Below are 21311 nucleotides of genomic sequence, written 5' to 3'. Positions count from 1 at the left end.
ATTAAGTTAACATAAGTGCGATTTCTTAACCTAATACTAATATTAGCTTTAAGCTAAATTTAAATCTAGTGTCTTTTTTTGCAGAACAATAAAAACAAGAATTTAAAATTAAAAAAATCAAAATGAAAACATTAAAAAACTTACTAATAGTAGCCGTTGCTATCTCTATTTTTTCTTGCTCAAGTGATGATGACAACAGAACTATTGACCCAGGAAATGGCGGAGGTCCAATTACTGGAAATGAATTAGAAGGAGAAATTACCGAAGACGCTACATTATTAGCATCTGTAGAGTACACCTTAACCAGTTCCTTTACCGTAAAAGAAGGCGCAACATTAACCATTGAGCCCGGCACGGTAATTAAGGCGAAAAGTGGAAGAACCGATGTGTTTTTAGCTGTTGAAAGAGGAGCAAAATTAATCGCTAAAGGTACTGCGGCCAATCCTATTAGATTTACCTCTGATGCTGCATCTCCAAAAGCAGGAGATTGGGGCGGTATTGTACTTGCTGGTAAAGCAAAAAGCAACAAGGGTATCGATGTTCAGTCTGAGGTTGCTGGTTTACTTTATGGCGGTGATAACGATTCAGACAGTTCTGGCGAGTTAAGCTATGTTATTGCAGAATATACTGGAGCCAAAATTAATGGTGAACAAGAATTTAACGGAATATCTTTCTTTGGTGTTGGAAACAGCACTATTGTGAACAACATTGTTGTTAGCAATGGAAATGACGATGGTATCGAATTTTTTGGTGGCAGCGTAAATGTAACAAATGTTTACTGTGCTAACATTGCAGACGACATGTTTGATTGGACAGAAGGTTACACTGGAACAATTACAAATGCTTTTGGTGTTCGTAACGATGGTTTTGATGCGGCTACAGATGACCCACGAGGTATTGAAGGCGACAGCAACAGCTCTGACCCTACTGCTGCCCCTATATCAACACCAACCTTAAAAAATATTACCATTTTAAACCTTAACCCAGACGTAGCTTTAAAATCAGGTGCTGAAATTAGACGTGGCACACAAGCTGTAATTAGCAACATATTATTCGCTGCTTATGGAAATGCTTCATTCGGAAACAGAATCGACACAAAAGACGATAGCGGCAATGGAACTTTAACAATTACTAATGCTGTTGCACAAGGAAACGTTGGTGACGATAACGTAGGTGGTGATATTACCGGTTCGGTAACATCAATCACTGATGGTATTACAATTACCGCCAACAACACCATAAGCTTTAAAGCTGGTGTTGGTGCAGACGTATCTGCCTTTACTTGGGCCGGACAAAGCTTTGTGGTTACCATGCTTAACTAGTAACCCTACATATACGCTTGATAAACAAGCGTGGATTAAAAGGACCGTTTTAAAACACGGTCCTTTTTTTATTTACATTTATTTAATATGTAGTTAAAATACAGCAATAAATGAAGCCTTATTTTTACAAAAAACAAATAATACATCATGAAAAAAATTACATTACTTATCGCACTTGCCTTAAACTTATTTTGTTATTCACAAGTAGACATAAAAGACTTTAAGGTGTCCACCTTAAATCAAAGCTTTACTTTTGGAGATCGCTTTGATTATGAATTTAAGATAAAGGGGAACTATGGTTACAATGAAATCAAACTCCGAGTATATGCGGAATCCATAACATCAAACAATCTGATAGGAGTCATAAATTGGAATAATGATGGTGACGACAACCTTTCTTTCAGCAATTATACAATAAAGAACATGTGGTTATACACTGGGTATTCTTGGTACAACCGCACCTTTAACACTAATCCTGGAAAAAAATTCTATTTAGTTACAGAATACCTTGGTAATTCTCAAACATTTTCATTCACCGCTCCATTACCAGACGCAGATGGCGACGGCGTTCCTGATACTAGTGACAATTGCCCAAATGAAGCTGGCCCATCATCAAACAGTGGATGTCCTACATATCCCGATTTGGTTATAGATGCTAATGCGTCCACCGCAAAATCGTCAGGAGCATCAGGTTCACCCCAATCATTCTCTTCGAACCAATTCCATGCACTGTATCTAGGTGAAAGTCTTCAAATTTTATTAAATGTAGAAAATAATGGTACAGCCGACTCCAATACGATGAAAGTGGGCTTTTATGTTACCCAAGGATCGAGTTTCAATAATGCTACGTTATTAAAAGAAGTCACTTACAATGGAATTATCAGCCCTAATCAAAACCAATCAATGTCAACTGAAATTTCAGGACATTCAATAGCCAGTTATGCTAATTCTAACGGATGGGCATATATTCATGTACGTGTAGATAAGAACAACAATGTTAACGAAGGCACAACGGGAGGGGAAGATAACAATGTTTACTCATCAATACCAACAATTACCTACTATAATCCAAGATAAAAATATTAAGCAATAAAAAAAAGCATCCCAGTTGGGATGCTTTTTTTATTAGTAGTTTTCAAGTTTATTATAAACCGCCGTTGTTATCAACTTCTGTTTCTTTTAAGCTTGCAATAACATTTTCATTGTAATCTACTTCTTTTACGGTTTCATTAGTGTAATAAAACCATTTGCCGACTTTTTTACCATTATCATAATTACCAAAAATTGTTTTTTTGCCTTCCGCGCTAAAGCTTAACCACTCACCTTGAAGCTTCCCATCTGTAGTGTAAAAGCCAGTTTGGCTTACCACGCCATTGTCATGATAGTAAACAACTTCAATTAAGTTCGTTTCTTTGTTAAACTTTAAATCTCTCTTTTGCTGAGCAAAAGATACCACAGTAATTAAAAAGGCAAAAAATAAGATAAACTTCTTCATAATTATGGGGTTTTTACATTATTTATCAAAGTTACGAAACAGATAACATTTAAACAACGTTCTCATAACATTAATTTAACATTAAACATGTAAAAAACTGATTTTCAACAAACAATAAATCATCAAACCAACCTCATTCTTAATATTAAATTAATATTTACATTACATTACAATGAACTTAAACATTGATATTTGTAGGGTCTTAAGACTAATTTAATTAGTATTTCATATAATCTATTAGTTTTTGTCGACTACATTATCATGATTTCTAATGAGACTGCCTTTGGCCAAGGCAGTCTTTTTTTTTATAATCTTAAACTTTAGGTAACATTTAGTTAACATTGGGATTGGTTATTTGCAGCGACAAAAACTAATAAATACAATGAAACTTAAAATTACTTTAGCACTGGCTCTTTGCCTAGTGTTTTCAATGCATTCACAAGAAATAAGCGATACGTCTTTCGGAAAAGGATTAATCAATTTTGTTGCAAAAGACAGTTCTTTTAGCGTAAAATTTGCTCCTCGCTTTCAAGTACGTTCCATGTCATCATGGGATTACAACGGAAACAACTATAATAGTCCAGAGCATAACTTTATTGTACGTCGTGCTCGTTTAAAGTTTGATGGTTTTGCTTATAGTCCAAAGCTTAAATATAAAATAGAGCTAGGTCTTTCCAATAGAGATATCTCTGGAGCCAACGAATTCAATCGTAACACACCGCGATACATTTTAGATGCTGTTATTATGTGGAACTTCGCCAAAAACTTTGAACTTTGGGCAGGCCAAACAAAACTACCAGGAAACGTAGAGCGTGTTGTATCATCAGCAAACCTTCAATTAATTGACCGTTCATTATTAAATAGTCGTTTTAATATAGATCGTGATTTAGGTATTCAATTACGTCATAAAAGCAATTTAGGGGGTAACTTCCTAATGCGCGAAAAACTATCGATTTCACAAGGCGAAGGCCGCAATGTTACCGAAGGCAATGAAGGTGGTTTACAGTATACAGGAAGATTGGAGCTTTTACCTTTTGGAACTTTCAAATCAAAAGGTGATTACAGTCAATCGGATTTAAAACGTGAAGATAAACCTAAATTAATGCTTGGTTTCACCTATAACTATAACCAAGATGCCGTTAGAGAAAGAGGATTTGCCGGCGACTATATGATTAGAACGGATGGTTCCATTTATGAAACCGACCAAACTACCATTTTTGCAGATGCCATGTTTAAATACAATGGATTTTCGTTTATGGGTGAATATGCTAAACGTACAGCCGACGATGAAATTGCGACAGAAGCAGATGACACAACCCCTACTGGAGATATCGTTCTAACAGGTAATGCTTTAAATTTACAAGCAGGTTATTTGTTTAAAAGCAACTATGAAATTGCTGCACGTTTCACTACACTAGACTATGAAGCCATTACCCAAGCACTTCCTGCCAAACAATACACTTTAGGTGTTAACAAATTTATTGTTGGGCACAAACTAAAAGTACAAAGCGACATAAGCTACACCACACTTGATGGCAACAAAGACAACATCACATTTAGGTTAGGATTTGACGTTCATTTTTAAGTCATAAAATAACAATTACGTAACATAATAATCATATATTGTCATGATATTTGCAGACCTTTTACAATTAAAACCTATGGAAAACATTTATTTATACATGCTAATAGCCATTGCTATATTAGCTGTGGTAGACCTTGTTGTTGGCGTTAGTAATGATGCCATTAACTTTCTAAACTCTGCAATAGGCTCTAAAGCCATTTCATTACGTACGATAATGATTGTTGCAAGTTTAGGTATTTTCATTGGTGCCGTTTTTTCAAGTGGCCTTATGGAAGTCGCGCGAAAAGGTATTTTTGTACCAGCACAATTCAGTTTTCATGAAATCATGCTCATTTTTATGGCCGTTATGATTACGGACATACTCTTACTTGATTTCTTCAATACAATAGGCTTACCTACCTCAACAACGGTATCTATTGTTTTTAACTTATTGGGAGCTGCTGTTGTTATGGCACTAATCAAGATTAGTGCTTCAGAATCACAAACATTAGCAGATTTGGGTAGCTATATCAATACGAAAAAGGCTTTAGAAATTATAAGTGGCATTCTACTATCGGTCGTCATAGCCTTTAGTGTAGGTGCCTTTGTACAGTGGATTTCCCGTTATATTTTCACTTTTCATTACGAAGAAAAAATAAAAAATTTCGGCGCCCTTTTTGGTGGTTTGGCATTAACGGCCATTCTGTATTTTATTTTCATGAAAGGCTTAAAGGGAACTCCTTATTATGGCGACCTTAAAGGCTATGTTGAAGGGAATGAATTATATATCATTATTGGAGGCTTTGTCCTTTTCACCCTATTTTCGTATGCCTTCCAAAAAATAACTAAAAAAAGTATTTTACTAATTGTTATCGCTGTTGGTACTTTTGGATTGGCTTTAGCTTTTTCAGGAAATGATTTAGTTAACTTCATTGGTGTCCCCATGGCGGCTTACCATAGTTACGAAGCTTGGATAGGGTCTGGCACTGGAGCTTCAGAATTTACTATGGGCATATTAGGTAAGAAAATGCCTGCTGAGCCATTTTTATTGTTCATCTCTGGAGGCATTATGGTTGTTACCCTTTGGTTTTCTAAAAAGGCCAAAACGGTAGCTGAAACCGAAATTAGCCTATCTCGCCAAAGTGAAACTCACGAAAAGTTTAAGCCCAACATGCTTTCAAGAACAATTGTAAAAGCCACTTCTGGGATGTCGGATGCATTAAGGTATATCATTCCTAAATCGATGCTAGCTAACGTAGATGCTAGTTTTAAAAAACCAAATACAACCATAATGACTAAAGACCAAAGTATGGATGCTCCAGCATTTGATATGATAAGAGCTTCAGTTAATTTAATGGTTGCTGGCGTGTTAATTTCTATTGCAACTGCCATGAAATTGCCACTTTCAACTACATACGTGACTTTTATGGTTGCCATGGGTACATCTTTGGCCGACAGGGCCTGGGGTTCTGAAAGCGCCGTGTATAGAGTTGCTGGTGTTTTAAATGTTATAGGTGGTTGGTTTGGCACTGCATTTGGTGCTTTTACAGCTGCTGGTGTCGTAGTATTTTTAATTAATTGGGAGCCGAGTGTAATGACTCCTATACTTCTATTGCTTACTATTATTTTATTAACTAGAAACTTCTTATCACACAAAAAGAAATCTACCGAAAGCAAAAGTGAGGACCGCCTTAAAACAGCAGAAAGCAGTTCGGTTCAAGGGGTTATTCATGAAAGCGCAGCTAATATAGCCAACGTAGTAAAAAGAGGTAACAAAATATATTCTAACGCTATAAAAGGCCTTGCTAAACAAGATTTATCTTCATTAAAAAAGAACGAGAAACAAATAGCTAAATTATCCTTAGAAGTTGACAACCTTAGAGACAATATATTTTATTTCATTAAAAACCTTGATGACTCTAGTGTTGGGGCCAGTGATTTCTATATTAGTATTCTAGGCTACCTTCAAGACATGACACAGTCTTTGGAATACATTTCAAAAGTAAGTTTCAAGCACGTCAATAACAACCATAAAAAACTTAAGTTCAATCAGATAAAAGAACTAAAAGAAATTGATGAAGCGGTTGAAAAATTGTTCAATGATATCAAAGCATCATTCGATTCGAGTTCCTTTGAACAAATTGGTGATATTCTAAACTCCAAAACTGAACTCTTCCGTCTGCTATCTGAAAAAATTCAAAAGCAGATTGAGCGTACCAGAAAGGAAGAATCGAGCCCAAAAAACACAACTTTGTATTTCGGCTTGTTGTCTGAGACCAAAGATTTGTTAATTGCAACCATGAATCTTCTTGAAGAGTACCATAACTCTCATGATTCATCTGTTGAACCAGCAACCCTTGAAGTTGTTGAATCTATTGCCAAAAGTGACCTACCAGAGGAAACGGTATAGATTACAAATAAATTAAGGGCAAGCCTCAATAAACTTTAGAACCATTTAAAAGTTTATTGAGGTTTTTTTATTTCTTCAATATTAAATATCAGCAGGTTACAAATAAATCCAATACACCGTAATCTATATTGCTCCCAGTTTCGTAAATAGAATAAATCAAATCTTATATTAATTATGAAGAAAATATCCGTATTACTTTTATTAGCCATTATCACCGTATCATGTGTTTCCAAGAAAAAATACTTGGCATTGCAACAAGAGAATGGTGAAATTAAAAGTGAATTACAAAAAACTAAAGTTGCTAAAGAGGACTTAGAAGCTAAATTCGATAAAATTCAAGAACGCGTTGAGGCTTACAATAGCAAAATTATGTCTCTAAAAGAAGAAAACGATTCAAAACTAGAGGTCGTTGAAAACGGTACTGTAATCTCTAACGACACGAAATCACGTATGCGCGAAACATTAAAAAATGTTGACCAAAACAAACTTAGCCAAGCGAAAACATTAAAAGACTCTATGAACTTGGCGGTGGCATACAACCTAGAAAAAACCATAAACGAGAGCAACATTGATGAAGACCAAGACTTTGCCGTTGAAATTAATGAAACTGTAGTAATGATATCTATCGCAGATAATATGTTGTTTAATACAGCAAGCTATAGACTAAGTTCTAAAGCTGATCCTGTTTTAAAGAAACTAGCCGATGTTATCAACTCTGAGCCAAGCTTAGATGTTATGGTTGAAGGCCATACAGATGCGAGAACCATTAATACCGCTAATATTGCAGACAACTGGGATTTAAGTGTTTTAAGAGCGACCTCAGTTGTTCGTAAACTACAAGATAAATATAACGTTGCTCCAGAAAAACTAATTGCTTCTGGCCGAAGCAGCTACCAACCTATTGCGAGCAACGACTCTAAAGAAGACCGAGCAAAAAACAGAAGAACAAGAATTATTATTCTACCGAATATCGATAAGTTTTTTGCACTAATGGCCGATAACGACAAAGCCATTTCTGGAAATATTTTAGACTAGTATTAGATTAAGTAAATCCGTTGACAACCGAAAAAGGTGTTACAAAAGCTTTAAATCTCTAAGGGCCCTCACTCTTGGAGATTTTTGTTTTTGACAAAATCCTATATTTAACTACTTGTATTCTTTCTTCCATGAAGAGTTTATTATTTTTGGTGAAATTTTAAATTAAAAATGATGATTTCAGCAAACGAATATTTTGACGGAAACGTTAAATCTTTAGGATACACTAGCAAAACGGGGCAATCAACCTTGGGCGTTATGAATGCCGGAACCTACGAGTTTAGTACTTCAAAACATGAAACCATGAATGTGGTAGAAGGCGAAATGACAGTACTATTGCCAGGGGAATCTGAATGGAAAACCTACAAAGCAGGAGAAGCTTACCAAATTGAAGCCAATGAAAAATTTCAGGTGAAGGTTGGTGAACAAACCTCTTATTTGTGCCAATATAAATAAACGAAAGCGCATTAAAATTAACGAATAAGAGCTATAAAGCATCGGGAAACTTGTTATTCTGAATTTAATTCAGAATCTAAAACAAGTTCAGATAGACAAAAAATGTGCCTTTTTAGCTCCTTTTTAGCTCCTTTTTAGTACTTAATTTTTCACCTATTTCCTTCTTCGTCCAATAATGAATCTTTTTTTACATACAGCAGTTCAGCAACATCAATTAATTTTTTTATCATATCGTTTACATTAGCATAATCATTAAATAAAGACGAAGCCATTTCAGCAGTAATTAAATTTTGCCTAATTAACTTATCTATAGATTTATTACTTAATCGTACTTTTTTTATGGCCTCACTTTTTAACTTTTTTAATTTGACCCTATGCTTTTTTTCGTCGTCATCTGTTCTAAATAAATATATAGTTCTAAGCACATTAGTTAGCTTTTTTCGATAACTATCGTATTCTTTTTGTAAATGCTTATTATCCATATCTAATACACGGCTAATGTTTTTATTCAATTCGCGTGCATCTTTAATAATTTCCACCATTTTTCTATTAGCGATCTTTATATCCGTTATTGCCGTAATTTGTTTACTATTTAGACTTAAAGTACTTTGGGCGGTTGATGCATACTTTATAATTTCACCATATATATATTTTACTTTTTTATAGTATAAGTCTTCAATGTCTGTTTGAAAATCGATGTTCGACTTCTTAACTATGGTTTTAATTTTTTCATCAGACTTCACATCAGACCTATGAATATTCAAAGCATGGGTTACAATTTCAAAAACACTATTTTCATATAAATATTTCGATTCCTTTATCAATGCAGAAATGGTAGAACCAGAGAACTTAAGCACAGAAGCGTTAAGATATTTAGGCTCATCGATATCTTTTTCGGTTTTCTCCTTGAAAAATTTCAATAAAAACTTTTCCAGAACACCTATAAAGGGCAACATTAAAAGCACTCCTAACGCATTGAAAATCGTGTGAAACATTGCTAGTTTTAGGGTGTTATTGGTAGAAGCTATATTTATCAAATCGGCTAGAATATTTACTAATCTTGCCAAGGGGAAAATAAAAGCCATGGCCACCAAACCAGTAGTAACATTAAATATAAAATGCGCCAAGGCCAACCGTTTCCCTGCACTGTTTGAACTTACCGCGCCCAAAACTGCCGTTATAGTGGTGCCAACATTGGCTCCAATGGCCAATGCCAATGCATTTTCATACTCTATTTGCCCTACAGACAAGGCGGTTAATATAAGCGCCAAAGTTGCACTACTTGATTGCAAAATAGTTGTAATTAGTATACCAAGTCCTGTATATATAAGAACGCCCAAGAAACCCGAAACAGCGTATTCAGATAAATCGATATACTCCTTAAAGACATCAAAGCCTTCTTTCATATAGTGAATGCCCAGAAAGAAAAACCCTAGTCCAGCCAACACATTTCCAACGCCCTTGAGCACTTGTCTTTTTTGAAAAGAAAAAATAATTCCGAAAACAAGCATGGGCATGGCCAAGGCAGAAATCTTTATTTTCAGTCCAAATCCAGCCACTAACCATGCAGTAGCTGTAGTACCTAGGTTTGCACCAAATATCAACCCAAAGCCTTCTGCTAAAGAAATCAACCCGGCACTTATAAAAGATATGGTAATTACAGTAACCAGTGAACTTGACTGAATTAACGCTGTAACGACTGCGCCAGCAGTAATACTTTTGTATAATTTATTTGTTGCTTTTTTTAGAATCTGTTGAAGTGGACCTTTGGTAAAAACTTTAAAGCCTTCTTCTAGCATAATCATTCCAAAAAGTAGAATAGCGATACCTGCAGAAATCGTTTTAAAATTGGGATTTAAGTACAGCGCCAAACCTAAAAGAACCAAGAGTAAGTAGAAAATTATCTTTTTAAACATATTTGTTTGATTTCGCTGTTTTAAAGTATTACCGTATTACCATCTAAATTTAAAAAAAATAAAATCGTTTGTTAAAACTTTAATTTGTAATTGCTAGCAAATACTAGTTTTTTTTAGATTGAGCTCCCCTAGAAACAAATTAATACAAGGTCCATTTATTAAAGCACCGAACACCTAAATAAAAAAAACACCTTAGTTTTAAGGTGTTTTTTTATTTAGTTTAATTAAGTGTTTTAGGCATTATCCTTCACAACTAGCACATTCCTTTTTCTGCTTAAATTTTTGTGCAGCATTCATGCTATGTTGGTAGTACAAAGATTTGAGCCCAAGCTTCCATGCCGTTACATATATTTTGTTTATGTCTTTAACTGGCATATCTGGATGCACAATAATATTAACCGACTGCCCTTGATCGATATGGTTTTGTCTGTTAGCTGCCTGATAAACGATGTTTAACTGGTCAATTTCAGAATAGGTTTTAAAAACGTCGCGCTCTTGCTCGGTTAAAAACTCTAAATGCTGAACAGAACCATCATGGTCACGTATACTGCGCCATACCTCTGGTGTATTCTGTCCTTTTTCTTCTAAAAGATTCTGCAAGAACGGGTTTTTAATGGTGGTTTTAATTTTGGCAATATCTTTTACATAAATATTAGACCATATAGGCTCGATACCTTGTGATACCTGACCTAAGATAAACGCCGATGAAGTTGTTGGAGCAATAGCATTCAAAGTAGCGTTACGTCTGCCATAACCTTTTAACACCTCTGGCTCACCGTATAATTCAGCCAATTCTTCTGAAGCTTTATATGATTTCTCTTGAATTAATTTAAAGATTTCACTGTTTAAGTTGAAAGCTTCGGCACTGTCAAATGATAACATTTTAGACTGCAATAACGAATGCCAACCCAATGCACCTAAACCTAGCGCTCTATTATCCTTTGCAAAATTATAGGCACGCTCCATGAACATAAACGTTTGTCTATCATCTAAATCTTGTGAATCTCTAAACTCTTCAAGTTTCTCAATAAACTCAGTAATAACAGCATCTAAAAAGTATACCATGGTTTCAACCGCATCGGTATCTTTCCACTTATCATAATGTAATACGTTTACAGAAGATAATACACAAACGAAAGACCATTGATCGTTTGAAGGCAACATAATTTCTGTACACAAGTTACTTGCTACTATTTTATGGTTTTTATCTTTATAAACATCTGCCGCTTGGTTGTTTGCATGATCTTTAAAGAAAATATAAGGATAGCCTATCTCACCTCTGCGCTGAATTACTTTTGCCCAAACAGAACGTTTTTCAACATCGCCACCTATCATTTCTTCCATCCACTTATCAGTAACCGTAACACCGTGCGTAAGCTCTTGAATAGAATTTCCTTCTGTACCAATTTCTAAAAACTCCTTGATATCTTGATGCTCTACAGGTAAATATGGTGAAAAACGACCTCTTCTTACCGAACCTTGGCTAACTACATCTACCATTTTTTCGAAAAGTTGCATGATATGCACCGCACCAGAAGACACCCCGTTGTTTTTTACAGGAGCTCCTCTATGCCTAAGGTTTCCAAAATACCCTGATGTACCTCCACCTAATTTAGACATCATTCCCACTTCAGACTGGGTGTAAAGTATGTTACCCATATCGTCTGCAATGTTAGAGCCAAAACAGCTTATAGGAAGTCCACGCTTTTTTCCAAAATTAGACCATACCGGAGATGCTAAAGAGAAGAAACCTTCAGACATGTACTTGTAAAACTTATCGGCATAACCGTCAATTTTCAAAATTTCCTCGGCTCTTTCTGCTATTTCTCTTATCCTGCCCTCTGGAGTGATTCCGTCGGTTAGGTAACCCGACTCTAAAAATTTACGGCTGTTTTCGGTTAGCCATTTAAACTCATACTCAGTTTCCAATTGAGTAGCATTCTTAATTTGCTCTTTACGGGCACTTAATAATTGGTCATAATTTGATTGTTGCTCAGTTTTTTCACCCTGGAGATGCGTGTTTACTTTCATAATTTAAAATAGGTCGTCGCTAGTTATACTTTTTGTTCTTTTACTGTAATTAATAGATCGTTTCACAAAGAAATCGCCGTGTTTGGTGCCAATTATTTCATCATCAAACCACTCTGTTTCGGCCAATAACTTTTCGCTTACGTCAAATACTTTTCCTATGCCAATACTTTCCAATGAATTGTTAAATCGATTCTTAATAAATTCGTTAATAACGTTCTTTGGAAGAAAATCCAATTCACCATCTTCAAAAATCCAATCGATAATATCACTTTCAGCCTTAAAAGCATCTTTACAAATATTTTGGATTTTCTCGTTATAATCCTCTCCAAACCATTTTGGATTTTCCTTTTTAATAATTTTTATTACATCTATACCAAAATCGCCATGAATTTGCTCTTCTTTTGAAGTCGCTTCAACAACATTTGATATACCTTTTAACATGTTCTTGTGTTTGTTAAAAGCCATGATGATTAAAAACTGAGAAAACAACGACACATGTTCTATAAAAAGGGAGAACAACAATATAGACTCGGCATATTCTTGAATGTTTTCACTTTTGGAATTTTTTAAAGCCGTTTCTAAATAATGAACACGCCTCATTATTACCGGCTTCTTCTTTAGAGTTTTAAACTCAGCATTAAGACCCAATATCTCCAACAAGTGCGAATACGCATCATGATGTCGCACCTCACTTTCTGCAAATGTCGCCCCCACCGAACCTATTTCTGGCTTAGGCATTTTTTGGTAAATATCGCCCCAAAATGATTTGACGGCAACTTCAATTTGAGAAATGGCCAGCATGGTATTTTTTATGGCTGATTTTTCTATTGGAGTAAGACCTGTTTTAAAATCCTGAATGTCACTGGTGAAATTAAACTCACTGTGAATCCAATATGAATGCCTAATCGCATTTACATATTCGTACAAATCTGGATATTCATAAGGTTTTAGGTTAATACGCTTTTCAAAAATATTGGTCTGGCGCTTTCTAGCTTGCTCATCTCTGTAGAGAATATAAGCCTTAGCCGCGTTATGGAATGCACTGCCCATTAATTTATCTTCTACAATATCCTGCACTTGCTCTACCGTTGGAACATATCTTGAATCTACCGCTTTTCTTGCTAAAAGTGATTCAAATACTTTCCCCGAAATAGACTCGGCGTCTTCCCTTGTTCCATGTCCTACCGAAAGCATTGCTTTTTCAATAGCAGCGGTGATTTTGTCCAACACAAAAGGTGTTGTGTCGTAATCTCGTTTAATGATGTGCGTTATTTCCATATATTTAGTTTTGGTTGAGTCATAATCTCTTTATATCGCATTTTGTAAAATCACCTAAAACATGGCCTCCATTTCTGCGCATATCTTTTTAAAAACTTGATTGAATTCTTTCTTTTCAAAAAAACCGACTTCAACAAAGTTTATAATTTGTTAAATATGTTTTTGGTAATCTCAAAACACATTTTTAACAAGTTTACTAACAAGCTAAAAAAATTGAATTTTATCTCTGAATTGATTGAAACAAAGATTGCAAAATGATTGATACGTTTAGAAGCAAATAAAAAAACCTTTTCAACAAGTTTTTAACAAAGAAGAAAAAACAAAACCTAAGAAAGTTTACAAAAAAAATAACTCAAAAAACTGATTAACAGCATTTTATGTTTTTTTGACTTTCAAAAAGTTATCAAATTTTTTAAGGATTTAAACCCTAAAACACTGGGGTTTATAGCGTTTTAAACAGCTATTTTTGGAATTGTTAAAAAGTTTGGGCAACCTTTTCTAACTCCATGTACCAATCTTCTCCAAATTTTCTTATGAGCGCTTCTTTTACAAATTTGTAAATGGGTACCTTGAGTTCGTTACCCAAAGCGCAGGCATCATCACAAATTTGCCATTTATGATAATTTACGGCCGAAAATTCACTGTAATCTTGAACACGAACAGGATATAAATGACAGGAAACTGGTTTTTTCCATGTGATTTCACCTTGATTATATGCTTCTTCAATAGCACATAGCGCCACTTTTTTTTCGTCGAATATCACATAGGCGCAATCGGCTCCATTGATGAGAGGAGTTTCTAATTCACCATCTTCGGTCTCTACTGACGTTCCTTGGGCTTCAATGGCATCAATACCTTCTTGACGCAAAAAAGGCTTCACTTTAGGATATATTTCCTTTAAAATATCAGCTTCGTCTGCATCTAGAGGCGCACCGGCATCACCATCAATACAACAGGCTCCTTTGCACGCGGAAAGGTTACAAAGAAAATCCTTTTCAATGATGTCTTCAGAAACTATAGTTTTACCCAATTGAAACATAACGGCCCCTATTTTAGAGTTTGCAAAAATAACTAAACTTTAGCGTTTTAAAGCAAATAAGTATGGTTTAATCCTATACTTTTGCACAATATTTAAAATCAAGCTTATGCAACTTAATTTTAAGGAAATCTTTACCGCCTTTATGGTACTATTTGCTGTAATTGATATTGTTGGCAACATTCCCATAGTTATAGATTTACGTAAAAAAGCCGGACACATACAAAGTGAAAAAGCCTCTATTGTAGCCGGTGTCATTTTAATTGTTTTTCTGTTTTTAGGAAAAAGCATATTAAACCTTATCGGCATCGATGTTAATTCGTTTGCCGTAGCAGGTGCCTTTATTTTGTTTTTTATCGCCTTAGAAATGATTTTAGGAATTACACTCTACAAACAAGAAGAGCAAAACTCGAAAACTACAGCGGTGTTCCCATTGGCATTTCCGCTTATTGCCGGCCCGGGAAGTTTAACCACGCTGCTTTCGCTTCGCGCGGAATTCAGGACAGAAAACATTATCGTTGCGGTTATAATAAATGTTATTATTATTTTTATAGTTTTAAAGACATCGTCTAAAATTGAAAAACTCATTGGGCAAAACGGCATTAACATTATCCGAAAAATATTTGGCGTAGTTTTATTGGCCATTGCAGTAAAACTATTTGCACATAATATAAAAGCACTTTTTGATCTCGTTTAAAAGATTGACAACATGAAAATTCTATCTATAGTTCTCAGCATCATCGCCCTAGGCCTGATTATTTTTAATTTCACCAAAGTAAATCTTAACGCACCGTTTGATGACGACAGTATCGTAGCGGTTATCACCATAGTCGCCGGGCTTTGTGTCATTTTAATGATGGCCATTTTAAGAACATCTAAACGTATTGAGGACAAAGTTAAAAAAGGCAAATAATATGTTTGACGCATTAATTATTGGTGGTGGAGCGGCCGGCATGTCTTGCGCCCTAGTTTTGGGATCGGCCCAACATAAAGCTTTCGCGAAAGACAAACGCATTGGCATTGTTATACACCAAAAAACCTCGCATTTGCAAACGGCCTTGTTCAATAATGTATTGGGGTTGAAACCCGGGACTACCGGAGCATCTATTTTAAAAGGTGGAAAAGAACAACTTTCCAACCTTTATCCGCATGTCGAGCAATTAGAAAAAGAAAAAGTTTTAAACGTTTCGCAAACCGAAGACCACTTTAGGTTAAAGACAAACAAAAACACCTACCATTCTAAAGTAGTGGTTATCGCAGTGGGATACACCAATTTAATGAATATTGAAGGACTTGAAAATTTTATTGAGCCACATCCTAGGGCTGCCATTGAAAAAGACCGTATTTGGCTAAAAAACACCGACCACTTAATTAAAAAAAACCTGTATGTAGCTGGAACATTAGCCGGTTGGCGTAGCCAGTTTGCCATAGCATCGGGAAGCGGATCCCAAGTAGCGACAGATATTTTAACCCTCTGGAATGGTGGAAAGCACACAAAAGTACATGATAAACTAGAGGTTTAATTGCCTTCTTCACTAAGGCTAATCACCTCTTCAATCATAATATCACGTTGGTTATAAACTTCTTCGAAGGCACCATTACCAAAAAGTTGATCTGCAAGGGTCGCCTTTATATATTGCTTAACCTCATCATGGTAGGCTACAAATGTCACTTTAGAATCGGAACGCAGGTTTAAATAATCCTGAAACGCAAATACCAAATCATCGCCTACTTCAAAATTATCAATAAAATTTTTTCGCGTAATATCATCGTATTGATGCCTATCTTGCTCGAGTTCTTCAAAAACAAAATTTCCAAAAAAACCACGTCGCAGTAAAAAGGACAAGGTTTCATTTTGCATACTTTTATCTAGTGGCACAAATACATCGGGAATAATGCCGCCGCCGCCATAAACGACTTTTCCGCCAGGTGTTATAAATTTTAACGAATCATCCACCTCAATTTTTTCAGGATCTAACAGCTCACCACTATCCAATCGCTCAAAATATTCATCGTAGTAATCTTTGTTACCATTGTCGTAAGGCCTTTGTATGGATCGCCCCGTTGGCGTATAATAGCGCGACACAGTTAAACGTACAGCACTGCCATCACCCAGTTCCATTTCGCGTTGCACCAAGCCTTTACCGTAAGAACGTCTTCCTACAATAGTACCTTTATCATTATCCTGTAAAGCGCCCGCAACAATTTCACTCGCCGAAGCCGAGTTTTCGTCAATCAGCACATAAACTTTGCCTTCTTCAAAATCGCCCTTACTGGTAGCAAAACTTTTATCGATATCGCCACGCTTGTTCTTGGTGAACAGAATTAGCTTATCATCTTCTAAAAACTCATCTACTATCTTTTCAGCTATGCTTAAAAATCCGCCAGGGTTGTTCCGTAAATCTAGCGCAATCTCGGTAGCACCTGAATTTTCAAGCTTCTCAATACCTGCTTTAAATTCTTTGTAAGTAGATTCAGCAAACCTATTAATTTTTATGTAGCCTAATTTATCGGTCAACATATAAGCAGCATCAACACTTTTAATGGGAATTTTTCCTCGCTTTACAGTGAAATTTAAAAGATTGGGTTCACCGCGACGATAAACCTTCAATTTAACTTTAGAATTAATTTCACCTTTAAGTTTGTCTATAATATCCCCATCTTTAAGGTTATCGCCATAAAGCGTATCACCATCGGCTATCAAAATCCTGTCTCCACCTTTAATACCTGCCTTTGCACTCGGACCGTTTTCAATAGCACGAATTACGGCAATAGTATCTTTGTAGGTATAAAAACTGACGCCAATACCTACGAAATCACCCTTCATTTCTTCGGCAACGCGCTGCATATCCTCCTTTGGAATATAAACCGAATGCGGATCAAGATTTTCCAATATGCCGTTTACGGTAACATCAACAATACTATCTGTGTTAATGTCATCAACGTAATCATACTCAATGTAATCAATGAGCCGATTGAGCTTGTCCTTTTTACTATTGGTTGAAAACAACTTGTCTCGTGAATCTGAAAAATCCAACTTTCCGCCAATAAAAACACCCATCGCAACAGCAATCCCTAAAACCAATGGTATGTATTTTTTTTGTGTCGACATTATACTTTTAAATCTTCTATTAACCTCAGTTCCACCCCTGCTTTTTCTAAGAATTTAAGGCCAGAATCGTCTTTATAAGCCTTGTTATAAACCACTTTTACAATCCCTGCTTGATGAATGAGCTTACTACACTCCTTGCACGGCGATAAGGTTATGTAAAGCGTAGCACCTTTACACGATTGTGTTGACGATGCCACTTTTGTAATAGCATTGGCCTCGGCATGCAAAACGTACCATTTCGTGTATCCTTCTTCATCTTCGCAGAAATTCTCAAATCCAGATGGTGTTCCATTATATCCATCAGAAATAATCATTCTATCTTTCACAACAATCGCACCAACCTGCTTTCGCTTGCAGTAAGATAACTTGCCCCATTCTTGGGCCATCCTTAAATAAGCCTTATCGTACTTTAACTGTTTATTATTTGGCATTAATGTATTTTAAATTAATGGCGCTACCCTATCGGGTCAGGCTATCCGCGATATCCTTAACTCAAATAGCATAACGAATATAGTTGCAAAACATTTTAATTGCAACGTCAAGGCGTTAAACTTTTACGAAAATTTTATGATAAGAAGTCGCTGTTTAAGATCATGGGAATAACCAAGCCCACCACAATGGCCGAAATAACCATAATCCAATCGCGTTTTGTAAACCTAAAAATAGTTTGAACAATATACCCCAAAAACAGAACCATAAACACAATAATTATTTGGGCAATTTCAATACCCAAAGCGAATTCTAGAAGCATTCCAATTTTGTTATCACTATCGCCCAAAAGCATCCTAAACTCTCTAGCAAAGCCTAAACCGTGGATTAACCCAAAAAACAAAGTCGATAAAAAAAGAACGCCAACCTTTTCGCGCTGTGCTCCTTTACCAGAAGTAAAAACATTAAACAGAGCCACCACCAAAATGGTTATGGGAATTAAAAATTCCACTACCGTAGCATTTACGCTAACCACACCATACGATGCCAATACCAGCGACAATGTATGACCAAGCGTAAACATCGAAACCAGGAGAAGTACACGCTTCCAATCTTTAAAAATGTAAGGAACCGTTAAAACAATTAGGAACAAAACATGGTCGTAGGCATTTATATCAAGTACATGATTGATGCCATATTCTATATTAAACCAAAAATTTTCAAGCATATTAATAAAGATTTAGGGTGGCCAAATATACAATTAATTCGATTTGTTTAAAACATCCTCATACTTCTTACGCAATTGAAAGAGCATCTCTTCAGTGACATCTTCTAACTTGAAGCTGTGCTTCCATTTCCAGTCTTGCCTAGCATAAGAATCATTGATGTTTTTGGGCCAACTATTGGCTATATCTTGCCTATAATCGGGCTTATAGCTTATTTTAAAGTCTGGCAAATGGTTTTTTATAGATTCTGCAATCGTCCTTGGTGTAAAACTGATAGCTGCCAAATTGTACGAAGACCTAATTTTTACATCTTCAGGTTTTGCCCTCATAATATCAATAGTGGCTTTTATGGCATCATCCATAAACATCATGGGGAGCTCAGTATCTTCTTTTAAAAAGCACTCATAGCTACCTTCTTTTATAGCTTTATGGTAAATTTCCACAGCATAATCGGTTGTTCCACCACCGGGCATGGTTTTCCAACTTATAATTCCAGGATAGCGCAGACTGCGCACATCAACATTATATTTATTATGGTAATACTCGCACCACCGCTCACCTGATTGTTTCGTTATTCCATAAACGGTTGAAGGTTCCATAATCGTATATTGCGGGGTATAATTTACCGGTGTTGTTGGGCCAAAAACTGCAATGCTCGATGGCCAAAACACTTTTTTCACAAACTTATCTCTTGCCAAATTTAAAACATTAAATAACGACGTCATGTTTAAGTCCCAAGCTTTCATGGGGTACTTTTCTCCCGTGGCACTTAACAGGGCCGCCATAAGGTAAACGGTGTCGATATCGAATTTTTCAATGCAGGTTTTCACACTGGCATAATCTTGGGCATCAACAATTTCAAAAAGGCCAGAGTTAACAATATCTAAGTTACTATAACTTATATCGCTGGCAACCACGTTTTCATGGCCGTATATTCCCCTTAAGGCAAAAGTTAATTCTGAACCTATTTGCCCACATGCACCAATAATTAGTATTCTAGAACTCATTAAACACAAGTTTTTTAAAGATTTTTTAAAAATAATAAGTTTTTATTGATAATATTCTATTTTTCAATCCAAAATTTTTGATGTCGATATGATGCTCAAGCGAGTAAAACCAAAGTAATTGGTATATATTTGCGATGAATGATTTTTTTAAAGTAAAGTTATGCGCACAATACCCTCATTACTCTTTAGCATCTTTGTTCTGTTAACAGGATGTAAAAACACAGAAGAAAATGGTACTGTTTCTAAAGAAGAACAAAACAAAAGTGAAACAATAACCGAAGAAGATATTGCCAAACTTAAATTCACCGATTATGTTTTAGACGTAAAAGCCCAAAACATTATTAAAACCTCGGTGGAATATGTGCAGTTACAAGACCTTAGGAATAATATAAAAAATGGTGATTTGAGCTTTTTTGTTGGTAGCGAAGAAACCTCAAAAGCTCTTTTTAAAAATTTAAGACAAACCTTACCCAGTGAATTCAATACTGAGTCTATTCTGGCCAGGATATTGGTTTTGGAAACTGAATTTTACAAACTTGAAAGCCTTTCCCGCCTAACTACAACCAGTAGAGAAGAACTGCTGCAGGCTATAAAAGATTTTTTTGTGGCTTATTCAAACCTTAGCTTGCAGATAAACAAAAAGATGGAATTTGAAAACCGTACCATTGAAAAACCTTAATGTATAAAAAAAGGCGAATCATTTCTCATGAATCGCCTTTGGTTAAAACCTTATCTCTAAAAACGTTAATTCTGAGGCTGTGCAGCTTGATTTTGCAACGCCTGTTTTTGTCTTAACAGTTCGTTTTTGGTTAATTGTATTAAATTAAAGTTTGGCGCTTCTTTCAACACCGCATCTAAAATATCTACCGCAGCATCAATATTGGCCTTTCTATCTTTGTTATATGTAGATAATGCATTTAAATACATAAACGCCGATTTTAATGGCACTTCATACGGATTTTGGCTTTCATAGAACGCCTTTTTCATATCGGGTTTTGCGTTTATCAACCCATAATTTATATGCTTATCTGCTTCAGCATATTTTTGGGTTTGCAAATTGAGCTCTGCCAACTCGTAAGCCACCATAGCATTTGGGTTTCGCTTAAACATTTCATCAAAATGCACAATGGCCAATTCAGGACGTTTTACAGCCTTTAGCGATACCGCCTTTACCTCAACTGCAATATCAGAATCTGTTACTTTCTTTTCAAACCCCAAAGTATTAAGTGCCTGCACATAATTCCCTTCACTCATATAAATGTATGCCAAAGTATCTTTTCTCGCTTGCGATGGCGACAAAATGTTTATGTGCGTCATGGCATTGATAATACCTTGCACATCCCCTTGGGTTTTCATTTGCTTGTAATAAGCTTCGTAGTGTTTAAGTAGTTCTGAGTTGGTTTGTGCGCTCATCATAAAACCAACCAGTAAAAAAACCAATCCAAATAACTTTTTATTCATCGTTTCTATCTATTTTAATTTAGTGGGCTAAAAC

Annotated in this window: 20 protein-coding genes; 10 read left to right on the top strand and 10 right to left on the bottom strand. The window is 35.6% G+C overall.

Translation table 11 applies throughout. The features are described from left to right. Positions 1-122 precede the first annotated feature (122 nt). Together ACIEHO_RS03305 and ACIEHO_RS03300 are read left to right on the top strand one after the other, a co-directional pair. Positions 123-1322, top strand: a complete 1200-nt coding sequence (locus tag ACIEHO_RS03305; RefSeq protein ID WP_406968604.1) for a hypothetical protein — start codon at positions 123-125, stop codon at positions 1320-1322. A gap of 147 nt (positions 1323-1469) precedes the next feature. Beyond that, entirely contained in the window at positions 1470-2399 is a 930-nt protein-coding gene (locus ACIEHO_RS03300) for a CARDB domain-containing protein (RefSeq protein WP_406968602.1), read from the top strand. Positions 2400-2466: 67 nt separating this feature from the next. On the opposite strand, the gene ACIEHO_RS03295 is transcribed toward ACIEHO_RS03300, so the two are convergent. Next, positions 2467-2817: a toxin-antitoxin system YwqK family antitoxin gene (locus ACIEHO_RS03295; protein ID WP_406968600.1), complete on the bottom strand. Its 351-nt coding sequence runs from the start codon at positions 2815-2817 to the stop codon at positions 2467-2469. Between the two features lie 382 nt (positions 2818-3199). On the opposite strand from ACIEHO_RS03295, the gene ACIEHO_RS03290 reads away from it, so the two are divergent. The 4 genes from ACIEHO_RS03290 (at position 3200) to ppnP (ending at position 8282) form a co-directional block, all read left to right on the top strand. Next, positions 3200-4402: a porin gene (locus tag ACIEHO_RS03290; protein WP_406968598.1), complete on the top strand. Its 1203-nt coding sequence runs from the start codon at positions 3200-3202 to the stop codon at positions 4400-4402. A gap of 76 nt (positions 4403-4478) precedes the next feature. After that, positions 4479-6791: an inorganic phosphate transporter gene (locus ACIEHO_RS03285; RefSeq protein WP_406968706.1), complete on the top strand. Its 2313-nt coding sequence runs from the start codon at positions 4479-4481 to the stop codon at positions 6789-6791. Between the two features lie 174 nt (positions 6792-6965). Next, positions 6966-7826 carry an OmpA/MotB family protein gene (locus ACIEHO_RS03280; RefSeq protein WP_406968596.1) on the top strand — a complete coding sequence of 287 codons (861 nt, stop codon included), beginning with the start codon at positions 6966-6968 and terminating at the stop codon, positions 7824-7826. A 171-nt stretch (positions 7827-7997) separates the two neighbouring features. Beyond that, positions 7998-8282, top strand: coding sequence for a pyrimidine/purine nucleoside phosphorylase (ppnP, locus tag ACIEHO_RS03275; protein WP_406968594.1), 285 nt, complete (start codon positions 7998-8000; stop codon positions 8280-8282). A 149-nt stretch (positions 8283-8431) separates the two neighbouring features. Here the strand turns inward: ppnP and ACIEHO_RS03270 are convergent, their stop codons facing one another. The 4 genes from ACIEHO_RS03270 to ACIEHO_RS03255 all read right to left on the bottom strand — a co-directional run bounded on the left by ACIEHO_RS03270 (position 8432) and on the right by ACIEHO_RS03255 (position 14546). Next, positions 8432-10198, bottom strand: coding sequence for a Na/Pi cotransporter family protein (locus ACIEHO_RS03270; protein ID WP_406968592.1), 1767 nt, complete (start codon positions 10196-10198; stop codon positions 8432-8434). Between the two features lie 240 nt (positions 10199-10438). Then, positions 10439-12229 carry a ribonucleoside-diphosphate reductase subunit alpha gene (locus ACIEHO_RS03265; RefSeq protein WP_406968590.1) on the bottom strand — a complete coding sequence of 597 codons (1791 nt, stop codon included), beginning with the start codon at positions 12227-12229 and terminating at the stop codon, positions 10439-10441. A gap of 3 nt (positions 12230-12232) precedes the next feature. Beyond that, entirely contained in the window at positions 12233-13507 is a 1275-nt protein-coding gene (locus ACIEHO_RS03260) for a ribonucleotide-diphosphate reductase subunit beta (RefSeq protein ID WP_406968588.1), read from the bottom strand. A gap of 475 nt (positions 13508-13982) precedes the next feature. Further along, positions 13983-14546 carry a DUF3109 family protein gene (locus ACIEHO_RS03255; protein WP_406968587.1) on the bottom strand — a complete coding sequence of 188 codons (564 nt, stop codon included), beginning with the start codon at positions 14544-14546 and terminating at the stop codon, positions 13983-13985. A gap of 106 nt (positions 14547-14652) precedes the next feature. On the opposite strand from ACIEHO_RS03255, the gene ACIEHO_RS03250 reads away from it, so the two are divergent. Genes ACIEHO_RS03250 through ACIEHO_RS03240 form a run of 3 tightly spaced genes read left to right on the top strand, consistent with a single transcriptional unit; the run spans position 14653 to position 16066 of the window. Continuing rightward, entirely contained in the window at positions 14653-15240 is a 588-nt protein-coding gene (locus ACIEHO_RS03250; RefSeq protein ID WP_406968586.1) for a MarC family protein, read from the top strand. A 12-nt stretch (positions 15241-15252) separates the two neighbouring features. Then, complete coding sequence (locus ACIEHO_RS03245) at positions 15253-15456, top strand: hypothetical protein (protein ID WP_406968585.1); 204 nt, start codon at positions 15253-15255, stop codon at positions 15454-15456. Between the two features lies 1 nt (position 15457). After that, on the top strand, positions 15458-16066 hold the full coding sequence (locus tag ACIEHO_RS03240) for an FAD-dependent oxidoreductase (RefSeq protein WP_406968583.1): 609 nt from the start codon (positions 15458-15460) through the stop codon (positions 16064-16066). On the opposite strand, the gene ACIEHO_RS03235 is transcribed toward ACIEHO_RS03240, so the two are convergent. The 4 genes from ACIEHO_RS03235 to ACIEHO_RS03220 all read right to left on the bottom strand — a co-directional run bounded on the left by ACIEHO_RS03235 (position 16063) and on the right by ACIEHO_RS03220 (position 19816). Then, on the bottom strand, positions 16063-17655 hold the full coding sequence (locus tag ACIEHO_RS03235; protein WP_406968581.1) for a S41 family peptidase: 1593 nt from the start codon (positions 17653-17655) through the stop codon (positions 16063-16065). The two genes, ACIEHO_RS03240 and ACIEHO_RS03235, sit on opposite strands and share 4 nt — an antisense overlap. Further along, a complete protein-coding gene (locus ACIEHO_RS03230) occupies positions 17655-18086 on the bottom strand; it encodes a deoxycytidylate deaminase (protein WP_406968579.1) in 432 nt (143 codons plus the stop codon). The genes ACIEHO_RS03235 and ACIEHO_RS03230 overlap by 1 nt, the downstream gene beginning before the upstream one ends. Positions 18087-18220: 134 nt before the next feature. Further along, complete coding sequence (locus ACIEHO_RS03225) at positions 18221-18811, bottom strand: HupE/UreJ family protein (protein ID WP_406968577.1); 591 nt, start codon at positions 18809-18811, stop codon at positions 18221-18223. 33 nt (positions 18812-18844) lie between these two features. Next, on the bottom strand, positions 18845-19816 hold the full coding sequence (locus ACIEHO_RS03220) for an NAD-dependent epimerase/dehydratase family protein (RefSeq protein ID WP_406968575.1): 972 nt from the start codon (positions 19814-19816) through the stop codon (positions 18845-18847). Between the two features lie 160 nt (positions 19817-19976). Between ACIEHO_RS03220 and ACIEHO_RS03215 the strand changes: the two genes are divergently transcribed. Then, entirely contained in the window at positions 19977-20495 is a 519-nt protein-coding gene (locus ACIEHO_RS03215) for a hypothetical protein (protein WP_406968573.1), read from the top strand. A 65-nt stretch (positions 20496-20560) separates the two neighbouring features. Here the strand turns inward: ACIEHO_RS03215 and ACIEHO_RS03210 are convergent, their stop codons facing one another. Continuing rightward, on the bottom strand, positions 20561-21277 hold the full coding sequence (locus tag ACIEHO_RS03210) for a tetratricopeptide repeat protein (RefSeq protein WP_406968571.1): 717 nt from the start codon (positions 21275-21277) through the stop codon (positions 20561-20563). Between the last annotated feature and the right edge of the window lie 34 nt (positions 21278-21311).

This window comes from Flavisericum labens (assembly GCF_045446075.1).
GTDB lineage: Bacteria > Bacteroidota > Bacteroidia > Flavobacteriales > Flavobacteriaceae > Flavisericum > Flavisericum labens.
The sequence above is the reverse complement of the archived record's forward strand: the minus strand, read 5'-3'. Positions and strand labels throughout refer to the sequence as shown.